A 21,460-nucleotide genomic window follows, 5' to 3' on the forward strand; every position below is an offset into this window, starting at 1 on the left:
ACTACCCTGTAAAACTTGACCGAAGCGTAAAAACCCGCAGCAAGCACTTGGTGCGTGCCCGTCAGAATGCGGTGCATGACCGCTGTTAACGCTGCCACGACCCGCACGCCCCGCGCCACCACCCTGCGCAAGCAAGAAGCCATCCTGACCGAAGCAGAGCGCCAGTTTGCCCGTTTCGGATTCGAGGGCGTGAGTCTGGACAGCATTGCCGCCGCACTGGATCTGTCGCGCCAGAACCTGCTGTACCACTGGCCCAGCAAGGAAGAGCTCTACATGGCCGTGCTGAACAGCGTCATGGGGGAGTGGATGGCCAGCATGACGGCCATTGCCGACGCCGTCGAGCCGCAGGCCGCCATCCAGACCTATGTGGCGGTCAAGCTGCGCTTCAGCCGCGAGCGGCCCAGCGGCAATGCGGTGTTCACGCGCGAGATCATGGCTGGCGCGCCGCGCTACCGCGAGGTGCTGCTGTCCCAGGTCATGCCGCTGCTGCATGCCGACGTGGCGCGCTTCGAGCGCTGGGCCGAGCAGGGGCTGATCCGGCGCATGGACTTCACGCACCTGATGTTCCTGCTGTGGTCGGCCACGCAGGCCTATGCCGACCTGGGGCCGCAGTACTCGCTTTACATGGGCAAGCCCGAGCTGGACGAGGAAGACTTCGAACGCGCGCGCCTGCTGCTGACCGAGGTCATCTGGCGCAGCCTCGAGATTCCCAAGTGAAGCGCCGCGCGCTGCTGGCGCTGGCGGTTGTGGCCGGCGCCGCACAGGCCGCTCCGGCCGGGCTGGTCGCCAAGCTCAAGGCCCAGGCCGACGCCTGGGACCGCGCCATCGTCGCGAAGGACCGTGCGGCGATCGCCGCCAACATGGCCGACGACTTCCGCCAGATCGATGCGCGTGGCAACGTCGAGACCAAGGCCAGCTTCGTCGACGGCCTGGTCACGCCCGACCTGGTGCTGGACCCGTACACGGTCGAGGACTTCGAGGTGCGCGTCTACGGCGACACCGCCCTCATCAGCGGCCGCACGCGCATGACCGGCCGCTACCAGGGCCAGCCCTTCAGCACGCACTACCGCTACATCGACGTCTACGTGAAGCGCGGCGGCGCGTGGAAGATCGTCAGCGTGCAGATCAGCCCCATCAAGGACTGATCAAGGCTTCCAGCCCGCGTCGCGCGCGGCCTTTTCCTGCTCGGCGTTCAGCGCCTCACCCTCCATCGCCGCGTCCACGGCGGCCAGCACCGACGGCGGCAGGCTGCTGGCGGCCTGGCGCATGTCGCTCTTCACTTCGTTGACCTGGGCCAACTGCCGCAGCGCCCATGCGCCGTCCTCTTCACGGCAGGCCAGGCCCGCGGCGGATGCGGTCGAAAAGCTGCGACAGAAGCGGCCATCCCGGGCCTTGAAGCTGATCTGCACGGCCACCGGCCCCGCGGGCGCACTGGCCAGCTGCCGGTCCAGCGCCTGTGCGATGGCGCCGCTCGCGACCACGCGGCCGTCGTCGCCGCCCGACGGCGCCAGCCGTGTGCCGATCAGCGTGCCCAGCACCAGCGTCGCCGCCATGCCGCCCCAGGCGGCCCAGTTGGACATGCCCCGGCGTTGCGCGCGCACGGCGCCCAGGTCCACCACCGCGGGGGCGGGCTCGGCCAGCAAGGCCTTCAGGCGATCCGGCACGGGCTCGTTCAGCACATCGTCGAAGGCGGCCGACAAGCGGCGGCGCTCGGCCTTCAGTTGGTTCTCGTCCAGATTCATGGCCACTCTCCCAGCATCTCCTGCAGCGCCTCGCGGGCGCGGGCCACGCGGCTCGTGACGGTGCCCACCGGCACGCCCAGCGCCTCGGCGGCCTCCTGATAGCTCAAGCCCTCCACCAGCACCATGCCGACGACCGCGCGATGCTCATCGCTCAACCGGGCCACGGCCTTGCGCACCAGCAGCGCGTCCAGCTGCGCGCCCGAGGCCTTGCCGTCGCCCACGTTGTCGCCTTCCTCTTCCGGCACAAAGGTCTGGCCGCGCCGCTCGCGCGCCCTCAGCTCGTCAATCCACGCGTTCTGCATGATGCGAAACATCCAGCTGTCCAGACGCGTTCCAGGCGTCCACTGCTCGGTGCGCGTCAGCGCCTTCTCGATGGCGACCTGAACCAGGTCGTCGGCGTCCTCGCGGGAGTGGGCCAGCGTGCGGCCGAAACGGCGCAGCCGCGGCAGCAGGTCGGCGATCTCTCGGCGAAGTTCGGGAAGGTTTGCGGGCATCGATGCTGGGACAACGGGCGAGGCACGGATTTTCTTCCCTGCCTCGCTCGTTATCCTGATGAACAACCCCTGAAGACCGATGAAAGCCTTCTTCGCCCTGTCGCTTCTTGCTGCCACAGTCGTCGCCCAGGCTCAGCTGTTGCCTCGGCTGCCCGGCGTCGAGCGCCTGCCAGGTGCCGTTGACCGGGTGCTGGACCGCACCGTGGACCGCGTGCTGCAACCGCTGCCCGAGCTGCTGTCGTCCACCACATCGCTGCTGGACCTGCGCGTGACCCAGGTGCGCGACCTGCTGCGCCGCCACCCCGACGTCATCGAGGCCGACCCGCGCGGCGAGCTGATCCGCCGGCGTGAACTGGTGCTGGTGTCGCCGGGTGAGGCGGCGCTGGCGGCAGCGGCGGCGCTGGGGTTGATCAAGCTGCGCGAGGAGGCCTGGCCCGAGCTGGACCTGCACGAGGTGGTGCTGCGCGTGCCACCAGGCCTGGACACGGCCGAAGCGCTGGAGAAGCTGCGTGCGGCGCAGCCCGATCTGCAGGCCGACTTCAACCATCTTTATGCGCGCAGCGGCAATGTGGCGGCCGCTGGCAGGGCCCCGGCCAAGCAGACCGGCCCGGTCCGCGTGGGCCTCATCGACGGCGGCGTGGACCGCCGCCACGAGGCCCTGCGCCGCGCCGGTGGCGGCAGCTTCGGCTGCGGCGGCAGGCCGGTACCCAGCGAGCACGGCACGGCCGTCGCGTCACTGCTGGTGGGCCGCGACCGTGGCTTTGCCGGCGCGGCCGACAAGGCCGAACTGTTCGCCGCCGACGTGTACTGCGACCAACCCGACGGCGGCTCCGCCGAGGACGTCGTGCGCGCGCTGGCCTGGATGGCACGCGAACGCGTGGCGGTCGTCAACGTCAGCCTGGTGGGCCCGCAGAACCGGTTGCTGGAGCAGGGCGTGGCGGCGCTGGTGAAGCGCGGCCATCTGGTCGTCGCGGCCGTGGGCAACGATGGCCCCGCCGCGCCGCCGCTGTTCCCGGCCAGCTATGCCGGCGTCATCGGCGTGACCGGCGTGAACGCGTCGCGCCGCGTGCTGCCGGAGGCGGCGCAGGGGGCGCAAGTGATGTGGTCGGCGCCCGGCGCCGAGATGGCCGTGGCCCGCAGCGGCGGCGGCTATGGCGTGGCGCGCGGCACCTCGTTCGCCGCGCCGCTGGTGGCGGGGCTGCTGGCCGCGCAGCTGCGCCAACCTGACCCCGCGGCGGCAGCCGCGGCGGTGGACGGGATGGCGACGGGGGCCATCGACCTGGGTGCACCGGGCCGAGACCCGGTCTACGGCCGCGGCTTCGTCGCCGAGGACTTGCGCGTGGTCCCCGAGCGGTTGCAGGCGCGCCAACAGCGCTGACACAAAGCGTTGCAAACAGCGCCGGAAGGATCTTCCAGCGGCCGTCGTTGTGATCAGTGAAAGGGCCGGAATGGCTGGCTCTTCCTGAGCAACGAACCGGAGATCCATCATGTTTGCAACCCGTCGCACCTTCCGCACCACGCTGAGCGCCGTCGCCATGGCGGCCGGCCTCATCGCCTCCAACGCGCACGCCGGCCTGCTGGGCGGTGGCGCCGGTGGCGGCCTGACCGGTGGCCTCACCGGTGGCCTGAACGGCGCACTGCAGCCCCGCCAGCTGGACGTGGGTGGCCGGCTCAACGGCAACGCCAGCGGCTCGGCCGGCGGCTCGCTGGTCAAGGGCACGCTGGACAAGACCAAGGGCGCCGTGGGGGGCGTGAAGGACACGGCCACCGGCAAGGTGGGCGATGCGAAGACCGCCGTGCAAGGCCAGGCCGAGGCCGCGAAGACCAGCGTCGCCGACAAGGCCGGCGAGCTGAAGGCGGCGGGCCAGGGCGCAGCGGGCTCGCTGGCCTCCACCGCCGGCAATGCCAGCGGCAGCGCCGACGGCAGCCTCAGCGGCGCACTGAACGGCACGGCCAACGGCGTCAGCGGCAGCCTGGCGGGTCAGGGCAGCGGCATGCTGAATGGCGTGCTCAAGCAGGACGAGGCTCCGGCGGCGGCAACGCCGACCACGCTCGCGGCGCCCGCCACCCCGGCGGCACCGACCTCGCCGACGGCGCCCGTCGCCGCGACGACGCCCGCCCAGCCGGCCTCGCCGCTGAACCTGGGCGGCACCGCCAGCGGCAACGCGAGCAAGAAGGAGGTCGGCGGCAGCGCCAGCGGCCAGACCACCGGCCCCAAGGGCGGCCAGGCCTCGGGCAACGCCTCCGCCAAGGCCACGCGCACCGATAACGGCGTCGCGTTCGATACCTCGGCCAACGGCGCGGCCAAGCGCTGATCGAGATTTGCGCTGAGTGACGAGGGCGGCCTGCGGGCCGCCCTTGCTTTTCTACCAACTCAACAGCGGGTGGTTGCTCGGTGCGACCAGCGCCAACGCTGCGCGGAAGTTGCTGTCCCTCAATATCGGGTGGGGGATGAACAACGAGTGGAACAACCGCCGTCCGCCTCTGCCGTTGAAAAGAAACACGCGAACACCGGGTGCACCACGACGCTGGGTGTGCGCCTCCACGATGACAGGTTCAGACCAGGCTATCAAAGCGCGGCGATCTCCCAAGATGCCTCGGCCTTGTATGCCTGCGCCTGAGAGCGTGACCCAAACTCGCAGGCGCAACAGCGGATAGACAAGGAAAAAGGCTAGCAATACCAGCCCTGCAAAGGGAGCCGCCTGCGTTCCAACTCGGCCAAACTTGGCCCAGACAAAGACACCCACGGCCGACACCGCCGCCATCAGGGCGCACTGGCGTAGCAAGTAAGAAGCAGGCATGCGAAAAGTCTGCTCAGGCGTCAATGCTTTGGTCATGCGTGTCTTGAAATTTCCCATCCGCATCCGGAGGTGTGGCTCATCCTTTGCGGCTCAACCGCCACAGCGCCACGCCGCTGCACAGCACCGTGAAGCCCAGCAGCATCGCGAAAGCCATTTCGACGGAGATCCAGCGGAACTTGGCGACGCCGCCGGCGGCGAAGACGAGCTGGTCCAGGTGGAAGTGCGGCCAGAACACGGTCTGGAAGTGCATGGACTTCGGCAGCGGGAAGAACACGCCCGACAGGTACAGCCCCGGCAGGTAGGCCAGGTTGGCGTAGGCCGGCGCGGCGGAGCCGCTGGTCAGCGCGCCCAGCATCACGCCCAGTGCGCAGAACGGAATGGTGCCGGCCACCAGCACCGCGCTCATGGCGGCGAGCTGGGAGCCCGTCAACTGCGCCTGGCCCGTGACGGCGCCCAGCACGAGGATGGGCAGGTAGGCGATGACGCCGCAGGCCACGCCGGCAACGATCTTGGCCGTGAGCCAGGCGCCGGGCGGCGCGGGCTGGGCACGCTTGAGCGTCAGCAGCCCTTGCTCGCGCTCCATCGCGAGGTTGGGGCAGGTGGCGAACAACGCCGCCATCGTGACGGCCATCACCGAGAAGCCGGCGAACATGAAGCGGCCGGCGTCGGGGTCTTTGGCGACGGCCTCAGCGGCCACCGCGAACGCGAACAACAGATAGGTGCCCACCGGCAGCAGGAACATCGGCAGCGCGAAGGCCGGCATGCGCAGCAGGCGCAGCAGCTCCAGCCGCATCTCCAGCAGGTAGACGTGGGCGGTCGAGTACGAGGGCGCGCGCAGCGCCGGGGCGGTGTGGGTCAGCGTGTTCATGCGGCCTCCTGGGTCAGTGTGTTGAAGGCATCGTTGAGCCCGGCCTGACGGACTTCCAGGCGGGAGAGATTCGGGTCGGCGGCCAGCAGGCGGCGCACCACGCCTTCTGCATCGGTCGCCACGATGGCGAGCTGGTCGTGGTTGCAGCTCACGTCCACCACGCCGGGCCAGTGGCGCACCTCCACGGCGGGCAGCGTCGTCTCGCAGCGCACGTGGCGGCGCGACACCAGCGCGCGCATCTCGTCCACGCTGCCGGAGGCGATGACGCGGCCCTTGGCCAGCACGGCCACGCGGGTGGCCAGTGCCTCGGCCTCTTCGAGGTAATGCGTGGTCAGCAGGACGGAGCAGCCTTCGCGCAGCAGCGCGCGGATGTTCTGCCATAGCGCCTCGCGGGCCTGGATGTCGAGGCCCACGGTGGGCTCGTCCAGGAACAGCACCTGGGGCCGGCCGCAGATGGCGATGGCGAACTGCACTTGCCGCTTCTGGCCGCCGGACAGCTTGCCGTACGACCGCTCGGCCAGCGCCACGATGCCGGCGCGCTCCAGCGCCTCCTTCACCGTCATCGGCTGCTCGTAGTAGCTGGCGGACAGCGCGATCAGCTCGTGGACCTTCAGGTCCTTCGGCAGCTCCACATCCTGCAGCATCACGCCCAGGCCTTTGCGCTGGGCGATGTCCTGCGGCGTGCCGCCCAGCAGGCGGACGACGCCCGCATCGGCCTCGTTCAGCCCCAGCCACAGCGAGATGGCGGTGGACTTGCCGGCGCCGTTGGGGCCCAGCAGTGCGAGCAGCTCGCCGCGCTTGAGGTCCAGGTCCACGCGCCTCAGCGCGTCGAGATTTCTATAGCGCTTGGACACACCGCACAGCGAGGCGACGGTGCCGTTGTCGGCGGGCTGCGACGGTGGCGCTTCGACCGGCGACCGGCGGCGCGGGTAGGCCTTGCCGTTCAGCAGCCTGCCAATGGGTGTAGGCCGCACGAGGACCTGGTAGCTCAGCAGCAGCAAGGCCAGCGTGACGGTCACGATGAAGGGGAACTTCACCGCCCAGTGCAGCGGCCAGTGGCCCACCCACACCTGCAGCGCCGCAACGACGGGCAGGTGCACCAGATAGATCCAGTACGACGCATCGGCCACGTAGCGGATGGCGGCGTTGTGGCCCGACAGATAGCGCAGCGCCACGCCGGTGATCGCGAAACTCCACGCCCAGCTGGACGCGACGAAGGCCAGCGTGAACATCAGCTTGGTGTTCTCCGGCATGCCGAACGGTGGCTGCGTCTTCATCACGTACAGGCACACGGCCGACGACGCGATGGCCAGCATGGCGTGCAGCCCCCAGCGCGAACGCAGCGCGGCCAGCGCGTCGGGCGCCCGCTGCACCAGCCAGCCGAACACGACGGCCACGCCATAGCCGACGGTGGCGGGCAGCTGCGGGATCAGCGATTGGTCCGGCGTGGGAATGCCGCTCCAGGGAAACCAGGTGGGCGTGGACAGCAGCACGCTCGCCAGCGGCAGGCCCAGCAACAGCGCGCCGGCCGGCCAGCGGATGGCGCCGGCCACCGCGCGGTCCACCAGCCCGCGCAAGACCTGGCCCGTGTCGAAGCGTACGAGCACGCTGCGCGCCAGCAGCGCGCCGGCATACAGCCACAGCAGCTGGTACAGGAACCACAGATGCGTCAGCGGGAAGGCACCGGGCTGCTTGTGCATCTCGGGCATGGCCGGCGGTGCGCCGTTGAAGACCTTTTGCAGGCCCAGGTGCCAGACGAAGGCGATGGCCGGGAACAGCAGCACCCAGCCCGCCACCAGCGGGATGGCGATGCGCTTGCCGCGGTTGGCCCAGAAGCCTTTCGTGCCGAGGCGCTGGTGCAGCAGCCGCGCGAAAAAGCCGGCGATGAAGAAGAACAGCGTCATGCGGAAGCTGTGCGCCACGAAGCTCGCATCGCCGAGGAAGGCGCTGGGCGAGTTGTCCGTCATCGCCCACAGGCCCGGTGGCAGGCCGGGGATGAAGGACAGCATCGCGTGGAAGGCCACGCCCAGCAAAAGGGCAAAGCTCCGCACTGCGTCGAGGGCGTGCAGCCTCTCGCCGTTGGGTTGGGGTGACATGAGGATTCCTTAGAAGGTGTGGGCGGACTCCGCGCGGCCGAGCGGGCCGTCGCGGCGGCGCCAATCAAGGCGCAAGGCGCAGCCGTGGTGGTTCCCACGGCGAGCATTTGCAACGCCGAGTGGCGGCGTCGCGGCGGCACGAGCGGTTGTGTGGAGTTCGCTCATGCCTTCTCACAGGAAGTCGCGGCGGCGCGCTGCGACGAGCAGGGGCAGGGTCAGGGCGAGCGCCGTTGCGCCCAGTTCGAGAGCCAGGATCAGCCAGAACGCGGTGTTCCAGACCGGCTCAGCGGCTTGCATGTGGGTGCCGATGTCGGGCACGTGGCCCAGTGCCGACAGGAACAGCGACACGGACATGTTGGTCACGATGATCACGCCGCCCATCGCGCCTTCCGACGCGATGTGCAACGCTGCGCACAGCACCAGCGCGAAGTTCAGCAGCAGGTAGACGCACATCAGCACGGTGTACGGCAGCAGGCCGTCCGGCACGTCGGGCGCCACAAGGATCAGGGTTGCCGCGCCGAGGCTCAGCGCCAGCCAGGGGCCGAAGAAGCAGGCGAACAGGCCCAGCACCTTGATGCGCACGTAATCGCGCGGCGACAGCGGCAGGCTCAGCACGAACAGCCGGGCGCGCTCCTTGCGCTCGTTGCCCACGCCGTAGATGGCCAGCATGACGGCCAGCGCGATGACGGCCGTGACCCAGACGATGAAGGCGATGTGGAAGCCCGTCTTGCTGCTGGCGGCCATCGGCAGCGCGGCCAGGCCCGCGGCGGTGGCGCCGGCCATCATCCAGCGGTACTGGTGCAGCTCCTTGGCGATGAGCTTGGCGGTCAGCGTGTTCATTGGGCTTGTGCTTCCTGCACCTGGCGGCTGTGCATGACGGTGGCGACGAAGATCTCTTCCAGGCTCATGCGCTGCACCTGCTGAACGGGCGCATCCAGCCGGGCCAGCCAGTCGTCGCTGAAGCCGTCCACCGTCAGCGTGGCCAGGCCGCCGTCGCGCTCGCAGGCGACGATCTCGGGCAGTGCCCACGCCGGCTGGTCGGCCGGCAGGCGCAGCTGCACGCGGCGCCAGCGTTCGAGGAAGTCCTCCTTGTCGCTGGCGGCCACCACGCGGCCGCGGTCGATGAAGCTGATGCGGTCGGAAATGCGTTCCACGTCCAGCGTGTTGTGCGACGAGAACAGGATGGAGCGGCTGTCGTCGCGCAGCACATCCATGAACTCGGTCAGCAGCTCGTGCCGGGCGACGGGGTCCAGCCCGGAGGTGGGTTCGTCCAGCACCAGCAGCTTGGGGCGCCGCGCCAGCGCCAGCAGCAGCAGCGCCTTGGCCTGCTCGCCGGTGGACAGACCCTTCACCGGCTGCTGGGCGCGCAGGCCGAAGCGCTTCAGCAGCGTGGCCGCGTAGGCGGCGTCCCAGCCGGGGTAGATGGCTGCGACGAAGTCCATGTGCTGCGCCAGCGTGAGGTGCTGGAACAGCCGCATGTCGTCGCTGACAAAGCCCACGTCCAGCTTGGCCGCTGCACTCTGATCGGGCATGGCATGGCCCAGCAGCCGGATCTCGCCGGCATCGGCGGTCAGCAGCCCCATCAGCAGCCGGATGGTGGTGCTCTTGCCGGCGCCGTTGGGGCCCACGAGACCCATGATCTGGCCGGGCTCCAGGTCCAGCGAGATGTCGTTCAGCGAGAAGAAGCGGAAGGTTTTGCTGACGCCCTTCATCTCGAATGCCTTGGTCGCGGTGCTCATGCCTCGGGCTCCTGTGGGTTCATGGCCTGGCGCAGCCGGTCCATCAATTCGTCTTCGCTCATGCCCAGCGTCGTCGCGATGCGGCCGGCCGCAGCCAAATGGGTGTCCAGCTCGGCGCGCTGGGCGGCCTGCATGCGGTCCTGCGCCTCCGCCACGAACGAGCCCTTGCCGTGCCGCGTGACGATGACGCCCTCGGCCTCCAGGTCCAGGTAGGCGCGCTTGATGGTGATGACGCTGACCTTCAGGTCGGCCGCCAGCGCGCGGATGGACGGCAGCTCCTTGCCGGGCGGCCAGTCGCCAGCGGCCACGCGCATGCGGATCTGCTCGGTGATCTGCAGGTACATGGGCCGCGCGTCGGCCTGAGAGATGACGAGACTGCTGTGCATAGTGTGTATGCACAGATTACTTTGATATGCACAGTTGTGCAAGTGCGTATGCACAGTGCCTGTTGTCAGGCGAAGAAAAAGACCGCCGGCGGCGGTCTAGAGCTTGAGCAACGTGTCCAGGTTCACGTGCAGCTTCAGCTCCGCTGGCGCCAGGCTGGCCGCGATCGCCTGGCTGCCCAGGCGCGTGTCGCGCGGCACGGGCGCGGACAGCGGGCTGCCGCTCTTGCCGATCAGCGCGGCCACCAGCGGCTCGTTGGCGCTGAAGCCGCGTTTGAACACCAGGCCCACCTCGCCATTGGCCAGGCGCACGATGCTGCCCGGCGGGTACAGGCCCACCGCCTTGATGAGCGCGGCACCGGCCTCGTCGGGCTGGCCCAGTTCATCCAGGAACACCGCGCGCGCCGCGGCGGCGCCGCTCATCGCGAGGCGGCTGCGACGTGGCGACAGGCGGGCGCCGAAGATGTCGATGCGGCGCAGCAGCCGCGCCAGCTTCTCGCCGTCGCCACGTGCCGCCAGCGGGCCGGGGCCGGCGTCGTGGTGCAGGCGCACGGCGGTCAGCCAGACCGGATCGGCAATGCCCACCTGGGCCAGGCGCTGCGCGGCGCGGTCGCCATGGGCGGCGACGGCCTGACGCTGGGCCGGCGTGGCCGGGCCGGTCTGGTTGGCCATGCGGTCGTGCATGTCGCTGGCGCCGTAGTTCATCGTCAGCGCGGCGCCCTGCAAGGCCTCGCGCAGCGGCGGGGGCAGTTGCAGCTGCTGGGCCACCAGGTCGCACAGCAGCAGCGTCAGCAGCGCATGGCGGGCGCTGTAGTCGCCGTATTCCTGGCTGCTTTCGAACACCAGCAGCAGCAGCGTCGAGTCGGGATGGGCGTGCAGCCGCTTCAGCGCCGCGTCGCGGATCTGCGCCAGCCGGGCCGGGAAGTCCGCCGGCTCCGCCTCGCGCAGCAGGCTGTGCGTGTGCAGCAGCAGGTCGGACCAGGCCTCGCGCGGCCCCAGTTCGACCTTGGCCGGCGCGAGCGGTGCGTCCAGCTTGAAGCTGGTGTCGGCCTTCGCGATGTCGGCCAGTGGCACGTCCTGCATGACCAGCGTGTCCAGCCGGTGGGCGCGGGCGCGCTGGTACTCCATCGTGTCTTCGCTCATGACCCAGGCGCCGCCGTCCACCAGCGAGCGCACCAGCGGCGAATCGCGCAGCACCTGGCCCTTGGCGAACAGCAGCTTGCCCGTGGCGTCGTAGACGTCATAAGGCAGGGTCATGCCAGGCCGCAGCGAGCGGGCGGGGAGATGGATGAGTTCAGAGGCCATGGATCGGCGGATTCTGTAACGGGCTTCGATGCCCGCGAGCCATGCTTGAGGCACGGCGAAGGCCCGGCTGCGTAGAATTCCCGGCTCATCCGAGGAGCGCTGCGAGGAGTTTCCCCAGGCTCGGATCGTTTCTCAACGGCGCTCATCGATCTCCTTCGCCATCGATGAACATCCAGCCGCCCCCCCTCAAGCTCTCCGGCCTCGAGCCCGTCGCCATCGGCGCCGGCACGCTGTTCGTCAACATCGGCGAGCGCACCAACGTGACCGGGTCCAAGGCCTTCGCCCGCATGATCCTGGCCGGCCAGTTCGAGGAGGCGCTGGCCGTCGCGCGCCAGCAGGTCGAGAACGGCGCCCAGGTCATCGACGTGAACATGGACGAGGCCATGCTGGACAGCCAGGCCGCCATGGTGCGTTTCCTGAACCTGATGGCCAGCGAGCCCGAGATCGCGCGCGTGCCGGTCATGATCGACTCGTCCAAGTGGAGCGTCATCGAGGCCGGCCTGAAATGCATCCAGGGCAAGGGCATCGTCAACTCCATCTCGCTGAAGGAGGGTGTGGACGAGTTCAAGCGCCAGGCCAAGCTCGTGAAGCGCTACGGCGCCGCGGCCGTCGTCATGGCCTTCGACGAGACCGGCCAGGCCGACACGTTCAAGCGCAAGACCGAGATCTGCGAACGCGCCTACCGCATGCTGGTGGACGAGGTGGGCTTCCCGCCCGAGGACATCATCTTCGACCCCAACATCTTCGCGATCGCGACGGGCATCGAGGAGCACGACAACTACGCGGTGGACTTCATCGAGGCCACCCGCTGGATCAAGCAGAACCTGCCGGGCGCCAAGGTGTCGGGCGGCGTGAGCAACGTGTCGTTCAGCTTCCGCGGCAACGAGCCGGTGCGCGAGGCCATCCACACGGTGTTCCTGTACCACGCCATCCAGGCGGGCATGGACATGGGCATCGTCAATGCCGGCATGGTGGGTGTCTACGACGACCTCGACGCCGAGCTGCGCGAGCGCGTGGAGGACGTGGTGCTGAACCGCCGCGCTGATGCCGGCGAGCGCCTCATCGAAATCGCCGACCGCGCCAAGAGCGCCGGCAAGGACGACTCGGCGCGCCTGGCCTGGCGCGCCGGAAACGTCAACGAGCGCCTCAGCCACGCGCTGGTGCATGGCATCACCGACTTCATCGTGGCCGACACCGAGGAAGCCTGGCAGGCCATCAAGGCCGGCGGCGGCCGGCCGCTGCACGTCATCGAAGGCCCGCTGATGGCCGGCATGAACGTCGTGGGCGACTTGTTTGGTCAGGGCAAGATGTTCCTGCCGCAGGTGGTCAAGAGCGCCCGCGTCATGAAGAGCGCGGTGGCGCATCTCGTGCCCTACATCGAGGAAGAGAAGCGCCAGCTGGAAGCCGCCGGCGGTGACGTGAAGCCCAAGGGCAAGATCGTCATGGCCACGGTCAAGGGCGACGTGCACGACATCGGCAAGAACATCGTCACGGTGGTCCTGCAGTGCAACAACTACGAGGTCGTCAACATGGGCGTCATGGTGCCGGCGCGGGACATCCTGCAGAAGGCCAAGGAAGAGGGCGCCGACATCATCGGCCTGTCCGGTCTCATCACGCCCAGCCTGGAAGAGATGCAGCACGTGGCGGCCGAGATGCAGCGTGACGAGTACTTCGCGTCGCGCCACATGCCGCTGCTGATCGGCGGTGCGACAACCAGCCGCGTGCACACGGCCGTGAAGATCTCGCCGCACTACGAAGGTCCGGTCGTCTACGTGCCCGATGCGTCGCGCGCCGTGGGCGTGTGCTCGGAACTACTCAGCGACGAGCGCGCCTCGGCCTACATCGCCGAGCTGAAGGCCGACATCGAGAAGACCCGCCAGCTGCACGCCAACAAGAAGAAGACGCCGCTGGTGACGCTGGCCCAAGCCCGCGCCAATGCCGCACCGCTGGACCTGGCCCGCGTGCCGCCGGCGCCGAAGTTCACCGGCCGCCGCGTGCTGAAGAACCTCGACCTGGCCGAGCTGGCCAGGTACATCGACTGGGGCCCCTTCTTCCAGACCTGGGACCTGGCCGGCCCCTATCCGGCCATCCTGAGCGACGAGGTCGTCGGCGTCGAAGCCCAGCGTGTGTTCAACGACGCGCAGGCCATGTTGAAGAAGATCATCGACGGCCGCTGGCTGCAGGCGCATGCGGTGTTCGGCCTGTACCCGGCCGCGCGCGTGAATGACGACGACATCGCCATCCACAGCGAGCCGGCCATGACGTGGCACGGGCTTCGCATGCAGTCCGAGCGCCCGGTGGTGGAGGGCCAGAAGCGCCCCAACCGCTGCCTGTCCGACTTCGTCGCGCCCGAAGGCGACCACATCGGCCTGTTCGCCGTCACGGCCGGCCTGGGCGTGGACAAGCGCGAGGCCGAGTTCCTCGCAACGCATGACGACTATTCGTCCATCATGCTGAAGGCGCTTGCCGACCGTCTCGCCGAAGCGGCGGCCGAGTGGCTGCACGAGCGCGTGCGCCGCGAGTTCTGGGGCTATGCACCGGCCGAGGCACTCTCCAACGAGGCGCTGATCGCCGAGAAGTACAGCGGTATCCGTCCCGCGCCGGGCTATCCGGCCTGCCCGGACCACCTGGCCAAGCGCGACCTGTTCGCCGTGCTCGCCCCGGAAGAGATCGGCATGGGCCTGACCGACAGCATGGCGATGACGCCGGCCGCCAGCGTCAGCGGCTTCTACCTGGCGCATCCCGATGCCGCCTACTTCAACGTGGGCCGCATCGGCGACGACCAGCTGGCCGACTGGGCCGCACGCTGCGGGCTGAGTGAGGCTGACGCGCGCCGCGCGCTAGCGCCATTGCTCGACTGATACGTTCGGTCACGACGCCGGCATGGCGTCGGGCGCTTGTCCTACAAGCGGCGGGTCGTCTCAAACGTGAACATGGGGTGTCCAACAACAATGACGGAGCCCCTCATGTCCACCCCCAGCGTCAAGTCCACCCAGATCGTTGCCGGTGTCGCCATCGTCGCCGCGCTGCTTGGCGGCGCCTATGCCGTGGGGCGTTCGCAGGCGGTCAACACCCTGCCTGACGAGCCCACACCGGTGGCGGCGGCGACGCAGCCAGCCGCGCCCGCACCGGCCCGCGTGGCTCGCAGCGAAGCACCTCGCGAGGCCCGCCCGGCGCCCGTGGTCGAGCGTCAGGCGGCGTTGTGCAGCAACTGCGCCCGCGTGACCGATGTGCACACCGAGTCCCGCCGTGGCAAGTCCAGCGGCGTGGGTGCCGTGGGCGGCGCCGTCGTGGGCGGCCTGCTGGGCAACATGGTCGGCGGCGGCAACGGCAAGAAGCTGGCCACCGTGGCCGGTGCCGTCGGCGGCGGCTATGCCGGCAACGAGATCGAGAAGAACCAGAAGAGCTACACCGTGTGGGTTGTGCAGGTTCAAGAGCGCGACGGCCGCACGCGCCGCTTCGAGCGCAGCGCCGACCCGGGCCTGCGCGTGGGCGACGAGGTGCGCCTGACCGAGAACGGGTTCGTCCGCGCCTAAGCCGACGGGGCGCCGGGCAGGCCCCGGCGCAACTGGATCGCCTCGGCCACATGGGCCGTCGCGATTCGCTCGCTATCCGCCAAGTCAGCCACCGTACGGGCCACGCGCAGCACGCGATGGAAGCTGCGCGCCGACCAGCCCAGCTTTTCCGCGGAACGCTCCAGCAAGGCCTTGGCCGCGGGCTCCAGCGCTGCGTGCGTGGTCAGGTCCTGCGCCTGCAGCTGCGCATTCGCACAGCCTTGTCGTGCCACGGCCCGTGCGCGCGCCGCGGCCACGCGTTCGGCCACGACAACGCTGGGCTCGCCCGGCGCGAGGTCTTGCAGCTCGCGGGGCGGGATGACGGGCACTTCGATGAGCAGGTCCAGCCGGTCCAGGAAGGGGCCGCTGAGCCGGCCCTGGTAGCGCGACACCTGATCGGGCGTGCAGCGGCAGGCGCGCAAAGGATTGCCCAGATGACCGCAAGAGCAGGGGTTCATCGCCGCCACCAACTGGAAGCGCGCGGGGAACTCCGCTTGTCGTGCGGCTCTCGAGATCAGGATGCGGCCGGTCTCCAGCGGTTCGCGCAGAGCCTCCAGCGCGCTGCGAGGAAACTCGGGGATTAGGTTAGCTTCCCTGTCTGTCCACTTCAGAGCGTCACTCGTCGTACTTAGCATGAGGAACCGAATCGCAGAAAGTGTTCCCCGATGCTACGAGAGAGCCTTCCATTCAGGCTGATATTGCTGCGCCCGCGCGAGTTGGGCTCACCGGCTGACATCGCTGCACAGGCAGGAACTTCTCTGCCCCTCGGGTTGATTCCCCGGTTCCACCTTCTCCCCGTAGTAGCTGTCATCTTGTACCGAGGCTTGCCGTTGTGGGAGCCCACCCTGTTCCTGGCGGATCGCGCGCTGCGTTGCCGAAGCCGGACAGGTGACACGGTACGCACCTACGCCGAAGCTTTGCTCGTGTGGCTCAAGTTCCTGGTCGAGCGCAGCATCGAAATGTGCGACGCCGATGAAGAGGCCATCGGCTTGTTCCGGGCGCAGCTTGTCCATGGCGGGCACACCAAGCCTCTTGCTGCGACGACAGCCAACCACCGCGTGACCGTGGCGGGGCTGTTCCATCAATGGGGCCAGCGGTCTGGATCGATGCCATCGCCTCTTGGCAAGTGGCTAGTCGCGACAGGCCGCGAAAACTCAACGGCTGACCCCCGGCGCTATGCCAGGTCGATCAAGCGACTCGGCATTGCGCCAGCTGTCGTGAGGCGCCTCCCACGACTCTTGAGCCGAGAGGAAGTGTCCCGTCTGTTCCTTGTTGCGCCGATGCCGCACCGGCTGATGTTCCGTTGGTCGCTGGCGACTGGCATGCGCAGGTTCGAAGTCTGTGACCTGCGGTTGGATCAGCTGCCCGGGGCGGTCGAGGCGGCAAGGGTGGATCAGGGGTTGTTGCCGATCGACCTGCTCCGCAAGGGCAGCAGGCAGTGCACCGTGTACGCACCAGTCGGCCTTGTCGAAGAAACGAATTGGTATGTGTTGCTGGAGCGCCCTGAGAGCGGTGCGTGCGAGGTTTTTGTCAACCGACACGGCAGCCCAATGTCCCGGCACGCCCTGACGTCTATGTTCCGCCGGTGCGCCGACGAGATCGGCAGCAAGGCGACCTTGCATCACCTGCGGCACACCTTCGCGGCGCACGTCCTGAGGGTACTTGAAGGGTATGACCGGCGCGGTGATGCAATGAACTCGCTCAAGACGCTCCAAGTCATGTTGGGGCACGCCTCCATCGAGACCACTGAGATCTACTTGCGCGCTGTCGAAGTCAGCGGCGAGCCGGTTGTCCGGGCGCTGGAGTTCCTGTACGGGGAGACGCTGGCGTGACGGCCCACTCCCATGAGGTGGACGGAGGCACCGTCTGCCTGTACAGCAACGGCCGCCTTATCAACACGTTCGACTTCACCGCCGCCGGTTTCAAGCCGGAACTTGCAAATGCGCTGGCCCGCGCCATCGTCGGCCAGTTCGGGCATACGTCCCTTGAGGCGCAGCGCCAGTCGTGGCGGTGCTTGCGTAAGCTATCAGCGTTCCTCAACGCGGCTGGGGTCGAGCAAAAACCAAACCTGCCGCACGACGTGCTGTCCAGGTTCAGGGACTGGCTGGCCGTTTCGGGCCTCGCCTCGTCGACCGCGCAAAGCACGCTCAACGTCGTCTCTGCAACGCTCGCCTGGTGCTACAGGAACGTGCCTGCGGTGCTGTCGCCCGCCACGAGCCTGTTGGTGCAAGGGTTCGTCCGCACCGCACCCGTGGTTCGTCCACCCCTGACGCCAGCCGAGTTGAAGGCGATCCTTGCAGCTTGCTATGCAGACATCGAAGAGACAGAGGCCAAGCTTGCGGCAGGCCGCCGGATCATCGAAGGCCGCCCAGCTAACGCTGAAGAGGCGGAGCTGGCGCCGATCGTCTCCAAGCTTCTTGAACTTGGTGGCGGTGACTTGCCGCGGCTCAGGGACATCTTCAGCAGCCGCGTCGGCCTTGGCACGCGCGTGTTCAAGATGGGCGGTACCGACATGCTGCTCGGGCGCCTTTGGCTAACCACGGAAGCGATCTTCCCGTTTTACGTGGCGATCCTGGCGCAGACCAGCGGCAACCCCTACGCGATCCTTGCCATGCAGAGGGGGTGCTTGCGCGACCACCCGCTGCGTGAGGACCTGGAGCGCGTTGTCTGGCTCAAGCTGCGCTCGCATTCGGAGCAGCACGCCGAGTTCCCTAAGGGAAGGACGTGGTCTGCGCCTGAACTCTGCCGCCGCTTGATGGCGCTCAATGAGGGCCTTTTGGAGCAGTGCATCCCCGAGGATCGCGACAAGCTCTTCATCTGCAAAAAGAAGAAGATCCGCGAGGTTGGCGCCATGAAGTTCCAGATGATGCACGTGCTCCTCGACCAATTCATCGGACGGCACCAGCTGCCCGGGTTCGACTTCAAGGATCTGCGCAAGGCCGGTGCAGCTGCGCACCACCAGGCGACTGGCAGCGTGGTCGCTGCGCAGCGGCGCCTGAACCACCGCTCGGTGGTGACGACGGCCAGGTACACCCGGATCGAAGACCGCTCGGATGCACATGACGCCGTGATCCGCAAGTTCCAGGGGCAACTCATGTCCGGTGTCGTCCGGGAAGGCGCAGTGCGAGACTCGACGGTCAAACAGCGTCCTGCTGGACATGAGACCGTGTTCGGCTTTTCTTGTGCGGACCCGTTCGCCGGCGTCGCGCCTGGCAGCATCGTCGGAAAACCGTGCCTGCAGTTCCATCGCTGTGCGACTTGCCCGGGTGCCCTGATAACGCTCGACGACGCGACGGTGGTGGCGCGTTTGCTGGCCACCGGGCGCGCCTTGGATGAGGCGCGCGAGCGCTCGTTGAAGGAGGGGTGGTGGCCTCGCTTCAAAGAGGCGTACGAACCGACTCGCCTCATCCTCCAGGATGAACTGCTGCCAGCCGTCGCGCCGGCGATCCGCGAGAAGGCCCTGTCGTTGCCTACCGCAGCCGCGATGCTGCACCTGGAGTGACCGTGGAAGGCGTGATCAAGCACAAAGGGCGGCGCTATTGGTCGCTGCGCGTGTCAGCACTGTATGCAGGAGAGGATGCCCGTATCGATTGGGCGTCGCTTTTTCCTTCCGCAGCAGGCCCGCGCCACCTGCGCAGCGGCCTCATCACCGCATCTAAATGCGCACTTGAGTCGATGGTCAATGCACCGAGGCGCGACCGGGGCACGTTGGCCCATACGACCGTGCGCAACTGGTTCGGACAATTGCGGCGCCTCGTACATTGGATGGTCTCCAACGGGATCTGGCGCTTCTCCGACCTGTCTCCTGAAGATGCTGTGGCCTACCTGAAAACGATCCAGCCCAGACGGGGCAGCTCGAAGGACGTGACGTTGAACACCGTACAGCGGCACGTTGGCGTGCTGCGGTGGCTTTGGGATCTCCGGTCGAGCCTGCCCGACGCGTTGTCCTTCGACATCAGCCACGTTGAGCAAGACGCCCTTTCAGCCATGCGTTTGCGGCCTTCGATCCCATGGCGCCCCATTGGTGAAGCCGATGCGATGAAATTGCTGCGCGCAGCCAAGCAGTGGACGGACGCATACGCGCAATATGTAGGGTCCCTGCTTGAGCGCCTCTGGGCCGAGCACAACGCTACGGTCGGATGGACGCATTCGGATGCGCGGCGCCGACGCGAAGCGTTCTACAGGGAGATCGGACAGGAGCCCCAGTTCCGCGAACTGGCCAACCAGCTCGCCATGGCGGAAAGCTTGCCGTACATGGTGCTGCGGGCAGCGGTGGTTGCACTGGAGGGCGCGGCGATCACCTCAATCTTGCTGCTCGTCGGGCTTCGCGCCCGCGAGGCCGTCCGGTTGGACATCGACTGCGTCGTGGTTCCGGAGGACGGCGATCCAGGCGGCCTGCTCCTTGCAGGCGTCGCAGCCAAGAAGGGCGGCCGGCAGCGCACTTGGGCGATCACGGGTGCGGTCAAGGATGCCGTGGACGCCATCCGCTCGATGCTCGCGGTGCCTCGTGGCCTGTCAGGCGAGCAGGGGTTGCTGATGCAAGGGTCTGCCTCCCGGTGTGCGGTGTTCCCAAACTCGCGCGTCCCGACGCGGGCGTCCCCGGTGACGGTGACCAACAGGATGCGCACCTTCGCGCGGGCGGCCTTCCCCGATGACGAGAAGCTCGCGCGCCAAGTCCATGCGCACGCGGCGCGCAAGACCTTCGCCCGCTTCGTCGTGCTGAGGGACAAGCGAGTCCTCGAATCGTTGGCGTACCACTTTGGGCACACCCACCGGGCCATCACCGACGGTTACTACGTGGGGTCCGACATGGAGCTGGCGCTGTTGCTGGATGCCGAGAACCGCCAGGACCTTGCCCAGTCGCTGGCCGACCTGCTTTTGTCAAGGAACATCGCTGGCAAGGCCAGCAAGGCGTTCATGTCGTCCGGCAAGCCTGCCGGCGGCCTGCGTGGGAAGGCAGCCCTCAAAACCATGGTCGAGCGCTTGATCGCGCAGGGCGTGCAGCTGGCACCATGCGACTGGGGCTATTGCGTGTACTCGAAGTCGTTGTCCGCTTGCCAGGGCGATGCCAAGGGCCCCAACGAAGCGCAGCGCACGGCCGATGTGTGTAGTGGCTGCTCGAACTTCGTGGTGACCGAGCGGCACCGTGCATGGTGGGAGGAACGCGTGCTCAGGGACGAGCGCTTCCTGGGAAGCCAAGCGGTGGGGCAGCAGGCGGCCATGGTCGTGCAACGACGCCTGTCCCGCAGCAAGGAACTGCTGGCGGAGCTGAACGCCAATCGGGCGCCGGCGCGGGCCGCTGTCGGGGAGGATCCAGCATGAAGCAGCCGGCCGGCACGGTGCGCGAGCGCGTACAAGCCGCGATCTCGCTGCGCCGACATGCCAACCCGGCCGCGCCTGTCTCGGTCGCGGCGGTCTGCCGGGATGCCGCAGTCAGCCGCGCCAACCTATACGCCCACTACCCCGACCTGGTGGCGGCGATCCGCTCCACATGGCAGCCTCGCCACGTGCTGCCAAAGCAGGGCACCGGTGGCCAGGCCACAAGGCGCACGTCGCCGCCGGTGGACAAGGCCTTGCTGTACTTATGCCTGGAGCTGCGGGCGGAAGTGGAGGCGCTGCGTAAGCGTGCCGCCATCACGGCTTCAGCCACCGGGCGCAAGGCGGCGAAGCCGTAGATGCGGTCTGCGCCTGCTTGCGCCTGCCTTCAGCGCCGCGGCCGTGCCAGCACCAATTCAACGTGGGATGCCAGGCGGACCGGTCCCTCACGACCTTAGGGGTGTCGTTGCCGTGAACCGAGGCCGTTAGCCAACTTCTGCCAACAACCCTGAGACAGACCGGCCGCCGAATGCCGCTTTCCGGCATGATCTCTGAGATGTGATCAGCGGTGCTCACAGTAACCTTGAGACAGCGCCAACTTTGGACATGATCTGTGAGACGCGGCCTCGCGCGACCCCTCCCTATCTCGGACAACTGATACGCTGCCAGCCTTTCTTCCGAAGTAGTTGCATCGAGTGGCCATCTCAGCGTTCCTGGCAAAGACTTGGCAACGCTGGACCCAGTGGACGGGCCTGAGTAGGGACGGTAGTCCCGAACTGATTCCCGAGGCGCCACGATTCCGCGTGCTGGTGGTCAGTACTGACCCCGACGTTGCAGAGAACATTGGACTAGGGCTCGCGCTGTCCGATCACGTGCAGGCCGTGACCTCATTGGACGAGGCGCTGTCGAGCACCAGACAACTCGTTCCCAACGTCGCCTTGGTGGACATCGACGACGGTCAGCTCAACGGCATTGCCGTGGCAGCTGCTCTGCGCCCGCTATGCGGAGGCGGCACGATATTCGTTGCACTGAGCCGAAGCCGTGAGCACGGATTGCCCGAAGATTTCGACTTCTGCATCGCACCGCCCGCCGAGCCCGAACGCTGGCCGCGGATGCTGGCGAGCGTCATCCGCAGTGAAGGGAGCCGGTGACGACGAGGCGC

The 21,460-nt window shown here is 68.0% G+C and carries 21 protein-coding genes, 1 pseudogene and 1 riboswitch; of the genes and pseudogenes, 11 read left to right on the forward strand and 11 right to left on the reverse strand.

The features are described from left to right. The first annotated feature begins 75 nt into the window (after window positions 1–75). The gene (locus tag J2X21_RS09145; RefSeq protein WP_310327585.1) at window positions 76–717 is read left to right on the forward strand and encodes a TetR family transcriptional regulator C-terminal domain-containing protein; all 642 of its coding nucleotides are present in this window, start codon (window positions 76–78) and stop codon (window positions 715–717) included. Next, the gene (locus J2X21_RS09150; protein ID WP_310327588.1) at window positions 714–1,145 is read left to right on the forward strand and encodes a nuclear transport factor 2 family protein; all 432 of its coding nucleotides are present in this window, start codon (window positions 714–716) and stop codon (window positions 1,143–1,145) included. Before J2X21_RS09145 ends, J2X21_RS09150 begins: the two co-directional genes overlap by 4 nt. Here J2X21_RS09150 and J2X21_RS09155 read toward each other — a convergent pair whose 3' ends face one another. Together J2X21_RS09155 and J2X21_RS09160 are read right to left on the reverse strand one after the other, a co-directional pair. Then, entirely contained in the window at window positions 1,146–1,742 is a 597-nt protein-coding gene (locus J2X21_RS09155; RefSeq protein ID WP_310327591.1) for a NepR family anti-sigma factor, read from the reverse strand. Next, entirely contained in the window at window positions 1,739–2,236 is a 498-nt protein-coding gene (locus tag J2X21_RS09160; protein ID WP_310327594.1) for an RNA polymerase sigma factor, read from the reverse strand. Before J2X21_RS09160 ends, J2X21_RS09155 begins: the two co-directional genes overlap by 4 nt. 79 nt (window positions 2,237–2,315) lie before the next feature. Between J2X21_RS09160 and J2X21_RS09165 the strand changes: the two genes are divergently transcribed. Together J2X21_RS09165 and J2X21_RS09170 are read left to right on the forward strand one after the other, a co-directional pair. Then, window positions 2,316–3,614 carry a S8 family serine peptidase gene (locus J2X21_RS09165; protein WP_310327597.1) on the forward strand — a complete coding sequence of 433 codons (1,299 nt, stop codon included), beginning with the start codon at window positions 2,316–2,318 and terminating at the stop codon, window positions 3,612–3,614. 109 nt (window positions 3,615–3,723) lie between these two features. Next, entirely contained in the window at window positions 3,724–4,551 is an 828-nt protein-coding gene (locus J2X21_RS09170) for a hypothetical protein (RefSeq protein WP_310327601.1), read from the forward strand. 51 nt (window positions 4,552–4,602) lie between these two features. On the opposite strand, the gene J2X21_RS09175 is transcribed toward J2X21_RS09170, so the two are convergent. The 7 genes from J2X21_RS09175 to J2X21_RS09205 all read right to left on the reverse strand — a co-directional run bounded on the left by J2X21_RS09175 (window position 4,603) and on the right by J2X21_RS09205 (window position 11,380). Further along, entirely contained in the window at window positions 4,603–5,073 is a 471-nt protein-coding gene (locus J2X21_RS09175) for a hypothetical protein (RefSeq protein WP_310327603.1), read from the reverse strand. Between the two features lie 40 nt (window positions 5,074–5,113). Beyond that, window positions 5,114–5,905, reverse strand: a complete 792-nt coding sequence (locus J2X21_RS09180; protein ID WP_310327606.1) for an ABC transporter permease — start codon at window positions 5,903–5,905, stop codon at window positions 5,114–5,116. Then, a complete protein-coding gene (locus J2X21_RS09185) occupies window positions 5,902–8,001 on the reverse strand; it encodes an ATP-binding cassette domain-containing protein (RefSeq protein WP_310327609.1) in 2,100 nt (699 codons plus the stop codon). Before J2X21_RS09185 ends, J2X21_RS09180 begins: the two co-directional genes overlap by 4 nt. 171 nt (window positions 8,002–8,172) lie before the next feature. Beyond that, window positions 8,173–8,841, reverse strand: coding sequence for an ABC-2 transporter permease (locus J2X21_RS09190; RefSeq protein ID WP_310327611.1), 669 nt, complete (start codon window positions 8,839–8,841; stop codon window positions 8,173–8,175). Continuing rightward, the gene (locus J2X21_RS09195) at window positions 8,838–9,740 is read right to left on the reverse strand and encodes an ABC transporter ATP-binding protein (RefSeq protein WP_310327613.1); all 903 of its coding nucleotides are present in this window, start codon (window positions 9,738–9,740) and stop codon (window positions 8,838–8,840) included. The genes J2X21_RS09190 and J2X21_RS09195 overlap by 4 nt, the downstream gene beginning before the upstream one ends. Next, window positions 9,737–10,126, reverse strand: coding sequence for a GntR family transcriptional regulator (locus J2X21_RS09200; RefSeq protein ID WP_310327615.1), 390 nt, complete (start codon window positions 10,124–10,126; stop codon window positions 9,737–9,739). Before J2X21_RS09200 ends, J2X21_RS09195 begins: the two co-directional genes overlap by 4 nt. Before the next feature lie 96 nt (window positions 10,127–10,222). After that, window positions 10,223–11,380, reverse strand: a complete 1,158-nt coding sequence (locus tag J2X21_RS09205; protein WP_310327617.1) for an HD-GYP domain-containing protein — start codon at window positions 11,378–11,380, stop codon at window positions 10,223–10,225. Between the two features lie 133 nt (window positions 11,381–11,513). Then, window positions 11,514–11,579: riboswitch (S-adenosyl-L-homocysteine riboswitch) on the forward strand. Between the two features lie 13 nt (window positions 11,580–11,592). Between J2X21_RS09205 and metH the strand changes: the two genes are divergently transcribed. Together metH and J2X21_RS09215 are read left to right on the forward strand one after the other, a co-directional pair. Next, a complete protein-coding gene (metH, locus tag J2X21_RS09210; protein ID WP_310327619.1) occupies window positions 11,593–14,289 on the forward strand; it encodes a methionine synthase in 2,697 nt (898 codons plus the stop codon). Window positions 14,290–14,394: 105 nt separating this feature from the next. Then, a complete protein-coding gene (locus J2X21_RS09215; RefSeq protein ID WP_310327621.1) occupies window positions 14,395–14,964 on the forward strand; it encodes a glycine zipper 2TM domain-containing protein in 570 nt (189 codons plus the stop codon). On the opposite strand, the pseudogene J2X21_RS09220 reads toward J2X21_RS09215, so the two are convergent. Continuing rightward, window positions 14,961–15,560 (reverse strand): annotated as a pseudogene (locus J2X21_RS09220) (ATP-binding protein); the annotation flags it as partial. The gene J2X21_RS09215 and the pseudogene J2X21_RS09220 overlap by 4 nt on opposite strands. A gap of 144 nt (window positions 15,561–15,704) precedes the next feature. Beyond that, entirely contained in the window at window positions 15,705–15,995 is a 291-nt protein-coding gene (locus tag J2X21_RS09225; RefSeq protein ID WP_310328357.1) for a hypothetical protein, read from the reverse strand. A 240-nt stretch (window positions 15,996–16,235) separates the two neighbouring features. Between J2X21_RS09225 and J2X21_RS09230 the strand changes: the two genes are divergently transcribed. From J2X21_RS09230 to J2X21_RS09250, 5 genes are all read left to right on the forward strand, one after another. Continuing rightward, window positions 16,236–16,814, forward strand: a complete 579-nt coding sequence (locus tag J2X21_RS09230; protein ID WP_404666524.1) for a tyrosine-type recombinase/integrase — start codon at window positions 16,236–16,238, stop codon at window positions 16,812–16,814. Further along, window positions 16,811–18,484, forward strand: coding sequence for a hypothetical protein (locus J2X21_RS09235; protein WP_310327623.1), 1,674 nt, complete (start codon window positions 16,811–16,813; stop codon window positions 18,482–18,484). Before J2X21_RS09230 ends, J2X21_RS09235 begins: the two co-directional genes overlap by 4 nt. A 2-nt stretch (window positions 18,485–18,486) precedes the next feature. Beyond that, the gene (locus J2X21_RS09240; RefSeq protein WP_310327624.1) at window positions 18,487–20,304 is read left to right on the forward strand and encodes a tyrosine-type recombinase/integrase; all 1,818 of its coding nucleotides are present in this window, start codon (window positions 18,487–18,489) and stop codon (window positions 20,302–20,304) included. Beyond that, the gene (locus J2X21_RS09245) at window positions 20,301–20,657 is read left to right on the forward strand and encodes a hypothetical protein (RefSeq protein ID WP_310327625.1); all 357 of its coding nucleotides are present in this window, start codon (window positions 20,301–20,303) and stop codon (window positions 20,655–20,657) included. Before J2X21_RS09240 ends, J2X21_RS09245 begins: the two co-directional genes overlap by 4 nt. A 336-nt stretch (window positions 20,658–20,993) precedes the next feature. After that, on the forward strand, window positions 20,994–21,449 hold the full coding sequence (locus tag J2X21_RS09250; protein WP_310327627.1) for a hypothetical protein: 456 nt from the start codon (window positions 20,994–20,996) through the stop codon (window positions 21,447–21,449). Window positions 21,450–21,460: the final 11 nt, after the last annotated feature.

The organism is Roseateles asaccharophilus, assembly GCF_031458115.1.
Lineage (GTDB): Bacteria > Pseudomonadota > Gammaproteobacteria > Burkholderiales > Burkholderiaceae_C > Pelomonas > Pelomonas asaccharophilus_A.

Bases quoted from the DNA above. Each gene is read 5' to 3' on its own strand.
- J2X21_RS09145 (WP_310327585.1), top strand. From the start codon at position 76: ATGACCGCTGTTAACGCTGCCACGACCCGCACGCCCCGCGCCACCACC.
- J2X21_RS09155 (WP_310327591.1), bottom strand. From the start codon at position 1,742: ATGAATCTGGACGAGAACCAACTGAAGGCCGAGCGCCGCCGCTTGTCG.
- J2X21_RS09160 (WP_310327594.1), bottom strand. From the start codon at position 2,236: ATGCCCGCAAACCTTCCCGAACTTCGCCGAGAGATCGCCGACCTGCTG.
- J2X21_RS09165 (WP_310327597.1), top strand. From the start codon at position 2,316: ATGAAAGCCTTCTTCGCCCTGTCGCTTCTTGCTGCCACAGTCGTCGCC.
- J2X21_RS09170 (WP_310327601.1), top strand. From the start codon at position 3,724: ATGTTTGCAACCCGTCGCACCTTCCGCACCACGCTGAGCGCCGTCGCC.
- J2X21_RS09175 (WP_310327603.1), bottom strand. From the start codon at position 5,073: ATGACCAAAGCATTGACGCCTGAGCAGACTTTTCGCATGCCTGCTTCT.
- J2X21_RS09180 (WP_310327606.1), bottom strand. From the start codon at position 5,905: ATGAACACGCTGACCCACACCGCCCCGGCGCTGCGCGCGCCCTCGTAC.
- J2X21_RS09185 (WP_310327609.1), bottom strand. From the start codon at position 8,001: ATGTCACCCCAACCCAACGGCGAGAGGCTGCACGCCCTCGACGCAGTG.
- J2X21_RS09190 (WP_310327611.1), bottom strand. From the start codon at position 8,841: ATGAACACGCTGACCGCCAAGCTCATCGCCAAGGAGCTGCACCAGTAC.
- J2X21_RS09195 (WP_310327613.1), bottom strand. From the start codon at position 9,740: ATGAGCACCGCGACCAAGGCATTCGAGATGAAGGGCGTCAGCAAAACC.
- J2X21_RS09200 (WP_310327615.1), bottom strand. From the start codon at position 10,126: ATGCACAGCAGTCTCGTCATCTCTCAGGCCGACGCGCGGCCCATGTAC.
- J2X21_RS09205 (WP_310327617.1), bottom strand. From the start codon at position 11,380: ATGACCCTGCCTTATGACGTCTACGACGCCACGGGCAAGCTGCTGTTC.
- metH (WP_310327619.1), top strand. From the start codon at position 11,593: ATGAACATCCAGCCGCCCCCCCTCAAGCTCTCCGGCCTCGAGCCCGTC.
- J2X21_RS09215 (WP_310327621.1), top strand. From the start codon at position 14,395: ATGTCCACCCCCAGCGTCAAGTCCACCCAGATCGTTGCCGGTGTCGCC.
- J2X21_RS09225 (WP_310328357.1), bottom strand. From the start codon at position 15,995: ATGGACAAGCTGCGCCCGGAACAAGCCGATGGCCTCTTCATCGGCGTC.
- J2X21_RS09245 (WP_310327625.1), top strand. From the start codon at position 20,301: ATGAAGCAGCCGGCCGGCACGGTGCGCGAGCGCGTACAAGCCGCGATC.